Annotated in this window: 18 protein-coding genes; 12 read left to right on the plus strand and 6 right to left on the minus strand. The window is 57.0% G+C overall.

The window, feature by feature from the left end:
- Positions 1–58: 58 nt before the first annotated feature.
- The 3 genes from JOE29_RS07590 to flgA all read right to left on the minus strand — a co-directional run bounded on the left by JOE29_RS07590 (position 59) and on the right by flgA (position 1,810).
- The gene (locus JOE29_RS07590) at positions 59–526 is read right to left on the minus strand and encodes a flagellar protein FlgN (protein WP_003316769.1); all 468 of its coding nucleotides are present in this window, start codon (positions 524–526) and stop codon (positions 59–61) included.
- Between the two features lie 49 nt (positions 527–575).
- A complete protein-coding gene (flgM, locus tag JOE29_RS07595; protein ID WP_044313316.1) occupies positions 576–890 on the minus strand; it encodes a flagellar biosynthesis anti-sigma factor FlgM in 315 nt (104 codons plus the stop codon).
- A 161-nt stretch (positions 891–1,051) separates the two neighbouring features.
- A complete protein-coding gene (gene flgA / locus JOE29_RS07600; protein WP_003417867.1) occupies positions 1,052–1,810 on the minus strand; it encodes a flagellar basal body P-ring formation chaperone FlgA in 759 nt (252 codons plus the stop codon).
- Positions 1,811–1,887: 77 nt separating this feature from the next.
- Between flgA and JOE29_RS07605 the strand changes: the two genes are divergently transcribed.
- Together JOE29_RS07605 and cheR are read left to right on the plus strand one after the other, a co-directional pair.
- The gene (locus JOE29_RS07605; RefSeq protein ID WP_003316772.1) at positions 1,888–2,814 is read left to right on the plus strand and encodes a chemotaxis protein CheV; all 927 of its coding nucleotides are present in this window, start codon (positions 1,888–1,890) and stop codon (positions 2,812–2,814) included.
- A 51-nt stretch (positions 2,815–2,865) separates the two neighbouring features.
- Positions 2,866–3,693, plus strand: coding sequence for a protein-glutamate O-methyltransferase CheR (cheR, locus tag JOE29_RS07610; protein WP_003347319.1), 828 nt, complete (start codon positions 2,866–2,868; stop codon positions 3,691–3,693).
- A 93-nt stretch (positions 3,694–3,786) separates the two neighbouring features.
- On the opposite strand, the gene cynR is transcribed toward cheR, so the two are convergent.
- Positions 3,787–4,701, minus strand: coding sequence for a transcriptional regulator CynR (gene cynR, locus JOE29_RS07615; RefSeq protein WP_183132320.1), 915 nt, complete (start codon positions 4,699–4,701; stop codon positions 3,787–3,789).
- A 73-nt stretch (positions 4,702–4,774) separates the two neighbouring features.
- Here cynR and cynS point away from each other — a divergent pair, with 73 nt between their 5' ends.
- Complete coding sequence (gene cynS / locus JOE29_RS07620) at positions 4,775–5,242, plus strand: cyanase (RefSeq protein WP_210079282.1); 468 nt, start codon at positions 4,775–4,777, stop codon at positions 5,240–5,242.
- A 10-nt stretch (positions 5,243–5,252) separates the two neighbouring features.
- Positions 5,253–5,726, plus strand: a complete 474-nt coding sequence (locus JOE29_RS07625; protein WP_004416966.1) for a nuclear transport factor 2 family protein — start codon at positions 5,253–5,255, stop codon at positions 5,724–5,726.
- Between the two features lie 46 nt (positions 5,727–5,772).
- On the opposite strand, the gene JOE29_RS07630 is transcribed toward JOE29_RS07625, so the two are convergent.
- Positions 5,773–6,552 carry a hypothetical protein gene (locus JOE29_RS07630; RefSeq protein ID WP_245226668.1) on the minus strand — a complete coding sequence of 260 codons (780 nt, stop codon included), beginning with the start codon at positions 6,550–6,552 and terminating at the stop codon, positions 5,773–5,775.
- 288 nt (positions 6,553–6,840) lie between these two features.
- Between JOE29_RS07630 and flgB the strand changes: the two genes are divergently transcribed.
- From flgB to JOE29_RS07655, 5 genes are all read left to right on the plus strand, one after another.
- Positions 6,841–7,248, plus strand: coding sequence for a flagellar basal body rod protein FlgB (flgB, locus tag JOE29_RS07635; protein WP_003316778.1), 408 nt, complete (start codon positions 6,841–6,843; stop codon positions 7,246–7,248).
- A 3-nt stretch (positions 7,249–7,251) separates the two neighbouring features.
- Positions 7,252–7,692: a flagellar basal body rod protein FlgC gene (flgC, locus tag JOE29_RS07640; protein ID WP_002554316.1), complete on the plus strand. Its 441-nt coding sequence runs from the start codon at positions 7,252–7,254 to the stop codon at positions 7,690–7,692.
- Positions 7,693–7,707: 15 nt separating this feature from the next.
- Complete coding sequence (locus JOE29_RS07645) at positions 7,708–8,397, plus strand: flagellar hook assembly protein FlgD (protein ID WP_103694375.1); 690 nt, start codon at positions 7,708–7,710, stop codon at positions 8,395–8,397.
- A 25-nt stretch (positions 8,398–8,422) separates the two neighbouring features.
- Positions 8,423–9,751: a flagellar hook protein FlgE gene (gene flgE, locus JOE29_RS07650; RefSeq protein WP_004416968.1), complete on the plus strand. Its 1,329-nt coding sequence runs from the start codon at positions 8,423–8,425 to the stop codon at positions 9,749–9,751.
- Between the two features lie 194 nt (positions 9,752–9,945).
- Positions 9,946–11,691: a flagellar hook-basal body complex protein gene (locus tag JOE29_RS07655; protein WP_210079284.1), complete on the plus strand. Its 1,746-nt coding sequence runs from the start codon at positions 9,946–9,948 to the stop codon at positions 11,689–11,691.
- Here JOE29_RS07655 and JOE29_RS07660 read toward each other — a convergent pair whose 3' ends face one another.
- Positions 11,692–11,883, minus strand: coding sequence for a hypothetical protein (locus tag JOE29_RS07660; RefSeq protein ID WP_003316783.1), 192 nt, complete (start codon positions 11,881–11,883; stop codon positions 11,692–11,694). It abuts the gene before it with no gap.
- 283 nt (positions 11,884–12,166) lie between these two features.
- On the opposite strand from JOE29_RS07660, the gene JOE29_RS07665 reads away from it, so the two are divergent.
- The 3 genes from JOE29_RS07665 to flgH all read left to right on the plus strand — a co-directional run bounded on the left by JOE29_RS07665 (position 12,167) and on the right by flgH (position 14,540).
- Positions 12,167–12,907, plus strand: coding sequence for a flagellar basal body rod protein FlgF (locus JOE29_RS07665; RefSeq protein ID WP_003316785.1), 741 nt, complete (start codon positions 12,167–12,169; stop codon positions 12,905–12,907).
- A 46-nt stretch (positions 12,908–12,953) separates the two neighbouring features.
- Positions 12,954–13,742 (plus strand): flagellar basal-body rod protein FlgG, encoded by a 789-nt coding sequence (gene flgG / locus JOE29_RS07670; RefSeq protein WP_003404338.1) that lies wholly within the window; start codon positions 12,954–12,956, stop codon positions 13,740–13,742.
- 84 nt (positions 13,743–13,826) lie between these two features.
- Complete coding sequence (gene flgH / locus JOE29_RS07675; protein ID WP_003316787.1) at positions 13,827–14,540, plus strand: flagellar basal body L-ring protein FlgH; 714 nt, start codon at positions 13,827–13,829, stop codon at positions 14,538–14,540.
- The last annotated feature ends 13 nt before the right edge of the window (positions 14,541–14,553 follow it).

Consider the following 14,553-nt stretch of genomic DNA (forward strand, 5'->3'; position numbering starts at 1 on the left):
CTACGGCAACGCAACATCAGGCATTCTGCCACCATGCACGAAACCTTGATACAGGAAGTTACGCCTGACTCAGAGGGCGTGGTTTTGCTCTAAGTGCAGTCGACCCGCGGCTGTCATAGAGTGTAGGCGTATCGCCACCGTTCAAGATGCGAAGCTGGTGAGCGGTACTGACCTGCTGCATCTGGATCAGACTACCATTGCGCTCGTTGAGCGTCTGGCATTCATTGATCAACGTATTCAGTTCGTCGGCAGCCAGCAGCAATTGCTCACCGATATCCGACTGGCTGGCCAGTTGCTGGAGACCACTGCGATTGGCTGGCAGCCCCATGCCCGCAAGCACCTGACTACGCTTGCGACCATGCTGATCGAGAAGAATGACCAGCGCCTGTTTCTGCGCCAGCACCTGCTCCATCTCGCCCATGTCGCGGCCGTGAAGAATCAATGATTCGGCCTGCAACAGCTCAAGAAGCTGTCGGGCCGAGACCATGTCGTCAGTGATCATCTGCAGCAAAGTAGTGTCTTGCATCGCATGCTCTGGTTTTTAAGCGTCCAGAATATCCAGCGCCAGCCTGAGCTTAGCGTTGGGTTTCGAAATTCAACAGTTTGCTGGCGACACGGTTGCTGTCCACTGTGTAGCTACCGTCGGCGATGGCCTGTTTGAGCTCGGCAACGCGAGCACTGTTGACGGTTGGCAGATCGGTCAGCTTGTCCGTGATTTTCTGCAACTGTTGAGCCTCACTGCTCAAGGAAAAAGTTTCCCCGGTGCTTTTGACGCCTGCGGTGACGGCAGGGTCTGGGGCAGCGGTTTTGGCGGTGTCTTTACCGGGGCTGGTACGGGAAGCACCGGCAACAGACTGTGAGTTGTTAAGGCGACTGAAATCTATGACCATGATTGAAAAAACCTCTGGGTGTTTGGACGCTTGCCTTGTTTTCGGCCAACCCCTATCAAACTTTAGGCTGATTGTGAGAAAGCTTCCCAATAGACGACATTTGCCGTCGGGCATTCCCCGCAGTCTAAAAAAAACACACCCTTCGCGCCACCATCAATGCACTACATAGCGACTTCCACCTGCCCTGGGCCGGTGACACTTGCCTTGATCACCCGCTGGGAATTGAGGTTTTTCACCCGTATCTGTTCGTTGAAGCCTCCATCGGACATCGCTTCGCCGGGCATGCGAACCGCCAGCGAGCCGCTGCGGGCGATGATCACAACCTGATCGCCCTTGTGAACCATTTGTGGCTGCTCAAGCGCCACCGGGGTGATGACCTGATCGATGACCATCTGTCGGACAACCTTCTGACCGACTGCCTGATCCAGCGATGCCAGGAAACCCTGACCCAGGCTGCTGACATCCCGCTCGCGCATCGCAACGTCTTCTTCGGTGACGATCGCGTCACGCTTGAGCGGGCGCATCACGGTCACGACGTTGCGATACAGCAGCACCTGGGCGGGTACAAACACCGTCCAGGGTGAAGAACCTTCGCAGCGCACCCGCACGGTGACCCGGCCAACCGGGCGCGGACTTTCCAGTGTGGCTGTCAAATCCTTGTCGCAGGCACCCATCCTTAAACGCGGGTCAAGTTGCTTGACCTGTATCTCATGACGCCCGTCAATCTGGTTGGTTGCCAAATAGTCTTCTACTGTGAACTCAAGAAACCCTTGGGTGACGCCGATAAGCTGCTCAGGCAGTGTGAAATTCTCGGCACGAGCGAGGGTCACCGTGCTGGAAAGGCACAGCAGGGCGATTGCGCACAGAAGCCTGCGGGTTTCTAATGCGAGGTGTCGAGAAATTGTCGTCTTTGCGTTCATGAAGTAATAAATAGCAAAGCCCGTGCCGCTTGTTGATCTGGTGTCTGGGCGGCGGTCATTTTGTAAGGGGGTTCGGCATGGCAGGTGTAATGGATTCGGTAAACCAGCGAACTCAGCTGGTCGGTCAGAATCGCCTGGAGCTGCTCTTGTTCCGTCTCGACGGCAAGCAGCTCTATGGGATCAACGTCTTCAAGGTAAAAGAAGTACTGCAATGCCCGAAACTCACCATCATGCCCAAATCGAGCAAGATCGTTCGGGGCGTGGCCAATATTCGTGGCGGCACGATCCCGATCATGGATCTGGCAATGGCGACAGGTTCCACAGGCATGATTTCGCTGGTTAATTCCTTCGTCATCATTACCGAGTACAACACCAAGGTTCAGGGCTTTCTGGTGCATTCTGTCGAACGCATCGTCAACATGAACTGGGAAGAGATTCATCCACCACCCAAGGGCACCGGGCGCGATCATTACCTGACCGCCGTTACCCGGGTTGATAACCAGCTGGTGGAAATCATCGACGTCGAGAAAATTCTCGCCGAAGTTGCGCCAGTGTCCGAAGAAATTTCGGTCGGTGTCATTGACGCCGAGGTTCAGCACAAGGCTGTCTCCCTGCGCGTGCTGACGGTCGACGACTCGTCGGTGGCCCGCAAGCAGGTGAGCCGCTGCCTGGAAACCGTCGGGGTGGAAGTGGTAGCGCTCAACGATGGTCGTCAGGCGCTGGATTACCTGCTCAAGATGGTCGCAGAAGGCAAAAAACCTGAAGAAGAGTTCCTGATGATGATCTCCGACATTGAAATGCCGGAGATGGATGGCTATACCCTTACCGCAGCAATACGTAATGATCCACGCATGCAGAAGATGCACATCACTTTGCATACCTCGCTGTCAGGGGTATTCAACCAGGCGATGGTCAAGAAAGTCGGCGCGGATGATTTTCTCGCGAAATTCAGGCCTGATGATCTGGCGGCCAGGGTCGTTGCGCGGATCAAGGCAGCAGAATAACCAGCCGGGGGCGTCGTCCCCGGTGATTCACATGATTTGAGAGGCGGCACTTTGTCTACGGGTAATTTGGATTTTGATCAGTTCCGGGTATTTCTGGAAAAAGCCTGTGGCATCCTGCTTGGGGAAAACAAGCAGTACCTGGTGTCCAGCCGCCTCAACAAATTGATGGAGCAGCAAAGCATCAAGTCGCTTGGCGAGTTGGTCCAGCGCATTCAGACCCAGCCGCGCAGTGGTTTGCGCGAGCAGGTGGTCGATGCGATGACCACCAACGAAACCCTGTGGTTTCGCGATACTTATCCATTCGAAGTGCTGAAGAACAAGGTGCTGCCCGAGCAGATCAAGGCAAGCCCTGGTCAGCGACTGCGCATCTGGTCGGCCGCCTGTTCGTCGGGTCAGGAACCGTATTCGCTGTCGATGTCCATCGATGAGTTCGAGCGAGCCAATCAGGGGCAGCTCAAATCGGGTGTGCAGATCGTCGCAACCGATCTGTCGGGCTTGATGCTCAATAACTGCAAGACCGGCGAATACGACAGTCTGGCCATCGGCCGCGGCCTGTCGCCGGATCGTCTGCAGCGCTTTTTTGATGTAAAAAGCCCGGGCCGCTGGGTGGTCAAGGCGCCGATCAAGAGTCGTGTGGAGTTCCGCTCGTTCAACCTGCTCGACAGCTACGCCTCGCTGGGCAAGTTCGACATCGTTTTCTGCCGTAACGTATTGATCTACTTCTCGGCCGAAGTGAAGAAAGACATCCTGCTGCGTATCCACGGCACGCTCAAGCCAGGCGGCTATCTGTTTCTGGGGGCTTCCGAAGCGCTCAATGGTTTGCCGGATCACTACCAGATGGTTCAGTGCAGCCCCGGGATCATCTATAAGGCCAAGTGACGATCTGTCAGTTGCCTGTCATGAAAAAAGAGATCTTCGGGTCTCTTTTTTTGTGCGCGGCCGAAAACAGCTCTGATCGTCTGCCCATCGGTTTCATGTTTGCGTACTGCTGCCGCTCACCAGTTTTGCAAAAGCGTTGGCGGCAGCGCTCTGGTAGCCGTTTTTACGCCGCAGCAGCGCAACCGTCCGCCCAGGCAGGGCAGGGATGGTCTGAACTTCGCGCAATCCAGGCTGCTCGCGAACGATGGCATCGGGAAGAATGGTCACCATGCGACCCTGGGCGACGACCTTGAGCAAAATGGCAATCGAGTTCGCCTCAAGGCCGACCGTCGGCTTGAAGTTGTGCATCTGGCACCAGGCATCCAGCAACTGGCGAGTGGCGAATCCGGGGGCGAGCAAGGCAAAGCGAAGTGTTTGCAGGTCCTCAAGTGTCAATGCGGCCTGCTTTTCGGGGCCAGGCTTGGCCATGACCAGGCACAGTTGTTCATCGAACAGAGCCTGGCTGTCTATCTCGACAGCATGACTGCCGGCAAAACCGATGGCCAGATCAAGCGCGTCACTGATCAATGCCTCGGTAATCTGCTCCAGAGGCAGCTCTGTGAGGATAATTGCCACTCCAGGATACAGCGCGCTGAAGCGGTCGATCAGTGGTGCTATCAGGTATTCACTGAAGGTGGGCGTGACGCCGAGGCGCAATTGTCCGCGTGACAGATCGCTGACATCGTCGAGCGCACGCTTCCCTGCCTCCAGCTCAAGCAGGCAGCGACGCGCGTGGTCCAGATAAACGCGGCCGGCATCGGTCGGCACGACACTGCGGCGGGTGCGGTCGAACAGTTGCACACCCAGACTGCTTTCCAGCTGCCTGATCTGCTGCGACAGCGCCGGTTGCGAGACATGCAGGGCCTCGGCTGCCCGGGTGAAATTGCCATGGTCGGCGACTGCCAGCAAATAACGTATATGGCGTAACAGCACAGCATCACCATAAGTCAGGATTATGGCGATGATCATAAATCAGTCTTGGATCTTATGGTGATAGTCGTCGATGCTGTGATTGACGTGAATTCATTCCGGAGGGTTACCTATGCCGCACAGCAATATTTCCAGAGCGCTGCGCCAGCATCTGACTGAACGTGTGCTGCAGGCCAAGACTGCAAAGAACCTGACCTGGGCAGGGCTCGCAGAAGGTACGGGGTTGAGCGTGGTGTATGTCACCGCTGCGTTGCTTGGTCAGCACCCTTTGCCGGAAGCGGTGGCCGAGGTGGTCGCCGAGCGTCTCGGGCTGGACCGGGACGCGGTCGCCGAACTGCAAACCATCCCGTTGCGCGGCAATGTCGAAGACGTCTCCAGTGACCCGACCGTCTACCGCTTCCATGAAATGGTTCAGGTCTACGGCACAACGCTGAAAGCACTGGTGCACGAGCAGTTCGGCGACGGCATCATCAGCGCAATCAACTTCAAGCTCGACATCAAGAAAGTCGACGATCCGGAAGGGGGCGAGCGAGCCGTGATCACCCTCGATGGAAAATTCCTGCCCTACAAACCGTTCTGAGGACGCCGAGATGAGTGATAAAGGAAGACCGCCATTGCCACCCTTCACCCTGGAGACTGCAGTCCAGAAAGTCCGTGGCGCCGAGGATGGCTGGAATTCGCGCGATGCGGCGAAAGTCGCGCTGGCCTACACCGAAGATACCTACTGGCGTAACCGCAGCGAGTTCGTCAATGGTCGCGCAGAGGCTCAGGCCTTTCTGGAACGCAAGTGGCGCAAGGAACTGGACTACCGGCTGATCAAGGAACTCTGGGCATTCACGGATAACCGCATCGCCGTGCGTTATGCCTACGAATGGCACGATGACTCCGGCAACTGGTTCCGTTCCTATGGCAACGAAAACTGGGAGTTCGCAGCAAACGGCCTCATGCAACGACGTTTTGCCTGCATCAACGATTTGCCGATCGCCGAGTCCGAGCGCAAATACCATTGGCCATTGGGGCGCCGACCCGATGATCACCCGGGTTTGAGTGAGCTGGGTCTCTGATTGAAAGCGTTGTCCGGGCGGAGATTATCGAAAACCGCCCGGACTTTCATTCGGTGGATGGTGAGTCGGTAGCTGATGCACTGTCGCCAAATAAGCTTTCATTACGTGTCAGAAGCTTGCCGATGAAATCTTGAGCGTCACTTTTGCCTTCAGCCGTATTGGTCAGGTAGTTGAAGTCTTGATCAATCCAGCCCTGAAGTTTGGTTTCATAGCTGGAAGGGTATTGCGACTGCTCGATGGCTGGCAGCCCTTTATAGTGATCGAGAACCGATGTGAAAAAGTCAGTCAGCTTGCCGGTCCTACTGTATTCAGCGCTTCCTTCGGCTACAACTTGCTGGCGCCATGCCCTCTCCTGGCGATAGGACTCCAGCCAGGCTGACTTTTTCTCGTTGACTGTAAAGTCGCCGCTTTCGTCATAGGCGATAAGTGAAAGCTGGTCTCGGGACATGCCGGAAAACGGGTTCTTTCCACTGCCAGTAACGAATTCAGTCGCGTTTTTTGCGCGTTCCAGGCGATCAGGATCTCTGCTTTGGGGGACTTCGGCATCGTGCCTGGCTTTATTCGCGTCGTAACTGCTTCCTACCAGTTGCTCTGTCAACTGGCTGTTTTTTTCACTCAAGGCTTTACGGTCAAGGCCCGCATCTCTTGACGCCGCACGCGTCGCGCTTTCGCTGAGTTGCACAGAAAGAGAAGAAAGCTTGCCTGAGTCCTGCGTTTTGTTTGAGGTGGCAGAAGGGGTGCCGGGGATGGGTGAGGTGATGGGGGACGCCACGGCTTTTGCGGTGTTAATGCCCGGGTTGTTGTGAGTGCCTATTGAGTCGACCAAGATGAAGCTCCTTTCCAATTCCCAATCCTTGTGCGCCTGAGTGTATCGGTCATCACCACAATCCTGTAGTGCAGATACGAGATTCGCCAACGCTGCCCCCATACTGGCAAAAAAACGGCACCCACCTTGCCGCTTTACCCCTCCACAGCGGAAATGCCTTGCCGCTTTTCTGGCATTGCCGCCTCGCCGCCGCCTGCGGGCCCTGCAAACATTGACTTTTACAACATGGCACGCCGATTGCTTTGTCAGTAACAACAGAATCAGGTCAACCGGCAAAGGTTTCCCGAAATGAGCATCAGCTTCGATAAAGCGCTAGGCATACATGAAAAGGCCCTCAACTTCCGGGCTCAGCGGGCAGAGGTGTTGGCCAACAACATTTCCAACGCCGACACCCCGAACTTCAAGGCTCGTGATCTGGAGTTTTCTTCGGTGCTGGCTGCCGAAACCGACAAGGCCCAGAACGGTCACTTCGCGCTGAACAAGACCAACAGCCGCCATATCGAAGCCGAGGGCATGGGCAATGACGACGGGACGCTGATGTATCGCACGCCGTCGCAGCCTTCGCTGGACCAGAACACCGTTGATTCCCAGGTCGAGCAGGCCAGCTACACCGAGAACGCCATGGGCTTCCAGGCCAGCTTCACATTGCTCAACAGCAAGTTCAAGGGGCTGGTTGCAGCCCTTCGCGGAGAATAATTCATGTCACTAGCCAATGTGTTCAACATTGCCGGTAGCGCCATGAGTGCCCAGACCACGCGTCTGAACACCACGGCCAGTAACATCGCCAACGCCGAGACCGTGTCTTCGAGCATGGACCAGACCTATCGTGCCCGTCACCCGGTGTTCGCCACCGTGATGCAGGGTCAGCAGTCGACCGGTGGTTCTTTGTTTCAGGACCAGGGCGAAGCCGGGCAGGGCGTTCAGGTCAACGGCATCATCGAAGACAGCTCGAACCTGGAAGCACGTTACGAGCCCAATCATCCTTCCGCTGACAAGGACGGGTATGTCTATTACCCCAACGTCAATGTCGTGGAAGAAATGGCCGACATGATTTCTGCCAGCCGGTCTTTCCAGACCAACGCAGAAATCATGAACACCGCTAAATCCATGATGCAGAAGGTTCTGACCCTCGGTCAGTGATAGAAGGCGAACGTTATGGCCGTTGATAGCACCACAGCAAACAGCGTTTCATCGACATTTTTGAATACGCTGCAGAATCCGACGCCGACCGCGACGAATTCTACCGGCACGCTGGGCAAGGACTCTTTTCTGCAGTTGCTCGTGACGCAGATGAAGAACCAGAACCCTCTGGATCCGCAGGACAACACGCAGTTCGTGGCGCAACTGGCGCAGTTCAGCAGCCTTGAAAGCATGCAGAATCTGACCTCGACCGTTGACACGATCGCCAGCAGCTACAAGTCGTCGCAGGCCTTGCAGGCCTCGTCACTGGTCGGACGCTCGGTAATCATCGATGCGAGCAGTACCTCGGTCGATACGACCAAAGGCCTGACCGGGTCGATCGTAGTGCCGGGCGAAAGCTCGCTAACGACCGTCAAGGTGTACGACTCGCAATCGAATCTGGTCGACAGTGTTGACCTGGGCACGCAAAAAGCCGGTACCACCAGCTTTGCCTGGGACGGTACGGACTCAAGCGGTACTCAGTTGCCATCGGGAACTTATACCTTCAAAGCTGAAGGCTCGATCCAAGGCAAGAACACACAGCTTTCAACTTACCTGCCCGCCACGGTCAACAGTGTCACGATGGGTGTCAATGGCGCAGAAACAACGCTTAACCTGGCCAGCGGCAGTGTCGCCCTGTCCAAAGTTCAAACTATCGGATTGTAGAGCCGCTACGGCGCAGGAGTGAAACATGTCTTTCAATATCGGCCTTAGTGGGCTCTATGCTGCAAACAAAAGTCTCGACGTTACCGGCAACAACATTGCCAACGTCGCGACAACCGGTTTCAAATCGTCACGTGCCGAGTTCGCTGATCAATACGCTCAGTCGATTCGTGGTACTTCCGGCAATACCAGCGTCGGCAGTGGCGTGAGGACCGCTGCGGTTTCCCAGCAGTTCTCCCAGGGCAGCCTGACCACCGGAACAGCCAACAGTCTGGACCTTGCCATTAATGGCGACGGTTTCTTCATGATGAGCAATAACGGCGAGAAGCTGTACACCCGTGCCGGTGCATTCCACACCGACAAGGAAGGCTACGTCGTCAATAGCAGCAACATGAAGCTGCAGGGTTACAACGTTGACGCCAATGGCTCTGTCGTGACCGGTGCGCTCAGCGATCTGCGTGTGAACGCGTCCAACCTGGACCCCAAGGCGACGAGCACGATCACCAACTCCGCCAACTTGAACTCGACGACGCCATTACCGACCGTTGCGACGTTCGATGCGACCGACACCAAGAGTTACAACAACAAGTACAGCACCCCGACTTACGACACTCAGGGTAATGCTCACACCCTGGATCAGTATTTCGTCAAGACCGGCACCAATACCTGGTCGATGTATTCCCTGATGGACGGGCGCAGCATTTCCGATCCGACGTCTACCGCGCCGGACAAGAATGATCTGACATTCGATTCCTCGGGCAACCTGGTGACCACCGCCGGCGCCGCTGTTCCTACTGACAGCGCCAACATCAAGTTCAATGCTGACGGTACGTTTGCCGTGAACAACTGGGTACCTGGCGTGCAGGTCGGTACTGGCACGACGGCCACTTGGGCAGCAAACGGCGCTACTGGCGCAGCTTCGATCAAGCTGGACATGTCGTCCACTACCCAGACCGCTTCGGTATCGGGCCTGCTCAAGCAGGATCAGAATGGTTACGCCACTGGCCAGTTGAGCGGCATGAACGTCGACTCGAGCGGCAACCTGTTCGCCACCTACACCAACGGCAAGTCGCAGGTCATCGGCCAGACTTCGCTGACCAGCTTTGCCAACGTGCAGGGCCTGGCGCAGGCCGGCGGCACCAACTGGCGTGAAACGTTCGCTTCCGGCGTACCGGTGAGCGGCGCTCCACAGTCGGGTACATTGGGTTACATCACCGGTCAGGCGCTGGAAGAATCCAACGTCGACCTGACCATGGAGCTAGTTAACCTGATCAAGGCGCAGAGCAACTATCAGGCTAACGCCAAGACCATTTCCACACAAAGCACCATCATGCAGACCACTATTCAGATGACGTAACAAACGTTGTTTGAACTGTATTGAAAAAGCCCCTGTAAAAGGGGCTTTTTTATGCCTGCCTGCCCAGTACGTTGTTATATATTTTAGTGCTGAAAGTTACGGATTACTCCCGCACCCTACTTGGAAACTTCCTACGCACGATGATGTGAGAATAAAACTCCTCTATGAATTGCCTTTGCGGCAAGGGAGTCCTCATGTCATTCAATACAGCGATCAGCGGTATTCATGCTGCCAATAAACGACTGGAAGTGGCGGGTAATAATATTGCCAACGTCGGCACTCTGGGTTTCAAGTCATCCCGTGCGCAGTTTTCGGCTTTATATGCGTCCGCACAGTTGGGGGCCGGGCAGCACGCTGTCGGGGATGGTGTACGACTTGCTTCGGTGCAGCAGAATTTCAATCAGGGTGAAACCGTGATCAGTTCCGGCAATGCGCTGGATATGCGTATTCAGGGCAACGGCTTTTTCGTGGTCAGTGACCAGGGTTCGCTGGCTTATACGCGGGCCGGCGCATTTTTGAAAGACGCTGCCAACTTTGTCGTCGACAGCGATGGCGGACGTTTGCAGGGTTATGCCGCAAACGATAAGGGCGAGATTGCCAGTGGTATCCGCACGGACTTGCAGATCGATACGTCCAACGTCGGTGCCAGGGCTACGACCACGGTGGCTGAAACTATCAATCTGGATGCCTCGCTGCCTTCGCTTGCTCGCTTGCCGACCTTCGACCCGGACGACCCCGCGACCTACACACGGGTCGCCACCCGGACCATCCAGGATGTGGGCATCACTCCGGTGCCCGCAGCCGATCATGAGCTCAAGCAGTATTTCGTCAAGACCGAGGCCAATCAATGGTCGATGTATGTGCTGGTGGACGGGCGCAATCCGGTGGATCCCGACAGCGTAGCGCCGCTGCAGGTAAGCCTTGAGCTCAAGCCTGACGGCTCGCTGTCGTACAGCGGCAATGATCAGCACCTGAGCAAAGTCTCGGATACCGAATTTGCCTTGCAGGGATGGGTGCCTGCCGCGCAGATCAATGGCGCTTGGGCGGCGAATGGCTCGCTGAACGGCGGGGCTGTTTCGTTGCCGTTGAACGATGCCGGGGCCAGTCTGCTCGATCCCGGTGATACGGTCATGCATCGGCCGGTTCCAGACTTCAATCCCGCAGACCTGAACACCTACAGCAGGATGTTCGGTAACCAGATCTTTGACAGTCAGGGCAACACTCATGAGCTGAAACAGTATTTCGTGAAGGACGGCACCAACAGTTGGCGCATGCACGCACTGATCGATGATCGAAACCCGCAGAACTCCGCTTCCACCACGCCGCTGACGGCGAACATCGTCTTCGATTCGCATGGCACTGTTGCGTCGTTGACCGGCAGTCCGGGCCTGAGCAGCAATGGCACTCAGCTGAAACTCACTGGCTGGTCGCCTGTGATGGCGGTTGATCCTGGCACCGCGCGCGAGCGCTGGATATCCAACGGGGCGGCTGGCAGCGCTGACGGCATCACCATCGACTTCACCCGTCTGCTTCAGCACAACGCTACCAGTTCGCGCTCGGCTGCCTACGTGGATGGCCATTCGGCAGGCGAACTGAAAAGTCTCGACGTTGGCCGGGACGGCATTCTGCGTGCCGGGTTTACCAATGGCATGACCAAGTCTATCGGTCAGGTGATGCTCGCCAGTTTCGCCAATCCGCATGGCTTGCAGCCGCGTAGTGATACACGCTGGACCGCCACCGCTGATTCCGGAGTGGCTGAATATGATGTGCCGGGCGTCGGTACGCTGGGCAGCATCGTCAGTGGCGCGCTGGAGGGTTCTAACGTCGTGCTGGCCGATGAGCTGATTGCGCTGATCCAGGCCCAGACAGCCTATCAGGCCAACTCGAAGGCGATATCCACCGAAGTGACGCTGATGCAGACGCTGATTCAGTCGACCTGATTACATCGAGCAGTCGGCTTTGATGAAGTGGCCTTTCAATCGTTTCCAGCCTGGGCCCGGGCTGGCCTGGGCGCAGACGATACGGCTGTCGCCCTGCCATTTGTAATAGTGGGCGGGAGCGGCCTGAGAGAGCAGGGCAAAGGTCATCAGGCTCGCGCTCGCGATACCGATGATGCACGCACGAAAAGGCATGACGGTTCCCGATCAGGGTTGCGGTGTCGGCAAGATTATCACTGTCGATCCGGTTGTCAGCGCAGTTCGATGAAGTTTTTTTGGCGGTGTTTCCTGCCTGGCAAGCGGCAGGCGGCAGTCCGCCGCCGCTATTGGCTGGCGCTCTGTCCTCAGGTCATCGGCGAACACCAGTTTTTACTGGTTAATCAGGCATTTGTATCGAGCCTGACAAGTTGGTTCAAAAATTGCTTTAACCCTTTCAGAACAGCTACAGGCGGCAAGCGTCTGTCGGAGGAGGAAGACTGTGGACAAGTTGCTTTACGTCGCAATGAGCGGTGCATCCGAAAACGCGATCGCGCAAAAGGCTCATGCCAACAACCTGGCAAACGTCTCAACCAACGGTTTCATGCGTGACCTTGAACAGGCCCGCTCGATGCCGGTGTTTGGCGAGGTCATGCCATCGCGCGCCTACGCCATGAGCGAGCGTCCCGGTACCGACTTTTCCGCCGGTGCCATGGTGCAGACCGGTCGCGAGCTGGACATCGCCGTCAAGGGTGATGGCTGGATCGCCGTGCAGACGCCCGATGGCGGTGAAGCCTATACCCGCAGTTCCGGCATGAACATCGATGCCCTGGGCGTGTTGCGCGACGGCAGTGGTTTGCCGGTTATGGGCAACGGCGGTCCGATCGCCGTGCCGCCTCAGCAGCAGATCGAGATCGGCGCCGACGGCACGATCAGCATTCGTTCGCTGGGCGAGAGTCCGCAGGTGATGGCGCAGGTTGACCGCATCAAGCTGGTCAGGCCTGACCTGAAGACCATGGAGAAGGGCCCTGACGGCCTGATCCACACCAAGACCGGCCGGCCTGCCGACGCAGACGCCACCGTTCAGGTCGAGTCCGGCTTTCTGCAGGCGAGCAACGTCAATGCGGTCGAGGAAATGACCTCGGTACTGGCCTTGTCCCGTCAATTCGAATTGCACGTCAAGATGATGAAGACCGCCGAAGAAGACGATCAGTCTATGGCTCGCGTCTTGCAACTTGGCTAATCAATGACAGCTTGCGCCGACAAACCGGCGCTCGAGGAGAACACACATGCTTCCTGCACTATACGTCGCCAAAACCGGCCTTGCCGCTCAGGACACCAACCTGACCACCATCTCCAACAACCTGGCGAACGTTTCGACCACGGGTTTCAAGAGTGACCGTGCCGAGTTCCAGGACCTGCTGTATCAGATCAAACGCCAGCCGGGTGCCCAGTCCACCCAAGACAGCGAACTGCCTTCCGGCCTGCAACTGGGTACCGGTGTGCGCATTGTCGGCACGCAGAAAAACTTCACTGCCGGTAGCCTGCAGACCACCAACAACCCGCTGGACCTGGCGGTCAACGGTCGTGGTTTCTTTCAGGTGACCCAGCCGGACGGCACCATTGCCTACAGCCGTGACGGTACGTTCCACCTCGACGCCAACGGCCAGATCGTGACTGCCAACGGTTATGCCCTCGAGCCTGCGATTGTCGTTCCACAGAACGCCCAGACCTTCACGGTCGGCCAGGACGGTACTGTTTCCGTCACGCTGGCAGGTGCAACCGCTACGCCGCAGATCATCGGCAACATCCAGACTGCAGACTTCATCAACCCGGCCGGTCTGCAGGCCATGGGTGGCAACCTGTACCTGGAAACCGGTTCGAGCGGCGCGCCGCAGATCGGCACTCCTGGCCTTAACGGCCTGGGTCCGACCCTGCAGAACACCCTGGAAAACTCCAACGTCAGCACCGTTGAGGAACTGGTCAACATGATCACTACCCAGCGCGCTTACGAGATGAACTCCAAAGTGATCTCGACCGCTGACCAGATGCTGCAAAACCTGACGCAGAACCTGTAAGTCCTTGATGTCGCTGCTCGTAGAACCGCTCAATCCGATGGGGCGCCTGATAAGCGCCTGTTACACCGCGAGGTTTCAAGTGTCATGAACCGCCTTAGTGTTCCGCGTTTTTCAGTGTTGATCGCTTCATTGTGCGGGATCACCCTGCTGTCCGGCTGTGTTGCGCCGACGGCCAAGCCCAATGACCCTTATTACGCTCCGGTGTTGCCGCGTACGCCCATGTCGGCGGCTGCCAACAATGGCGCCATCTATCAGGCCGGTTTCGAGCAGAACCTGTACGGTGACCGCAAGGCCTTCCGTATTGGCGACATCATCACCATCACGCTTTCCGAGCGTATGGCGGCGAGCAAGGCGGCCACTTCGGCGATGTCCAAGAACAGCAACAACAGCATTGGTCTGACCTCGCTGTTCGGTTCGGGTCTGACCACCAACAACCCGATTGGCGGCAATGATTTGAGCCTCAACGCCGGTTACAACGGCGCGCGGACCACCAAGGGTGACGGCAAGGCCGCACAGAGCAACAGTCTGACCGGCTCGGTCACCGTGACGGTTGCGGATGTGCTGCCCAACGGCATTCTGGCGGTACGTGGCGAGAAGTGGATGACCCTCAATACCGGTGACGAGCTGGTGCGCATTGCCGGTCTGGTCCGGGCTGATGACATCGCGACCGACAACACTGTGTCGTCCACCCGTATCGCTGATGCACGTATTACCTATTCGGGGACCGGAGCCTTTGCCGATACCAGCCAGCCAGGCTGGTTCGACCGGTTCTTCCTCAGCCCGTTGTTCCCTTTCTGATAGCGGGATAAAC

The sequence above is a fragment of the Pseudomonas sp. PvP009 genome, from assembly GCF_017832995.1.
Taxonomy (GTDB): domain Bacteria; phylum Pseudomonadota; class Gammaproteobacteria; order Pseudomonadales; family Pseudomonadaceae; genus Aquipseudomonas; species Aquipseudomonas syringae.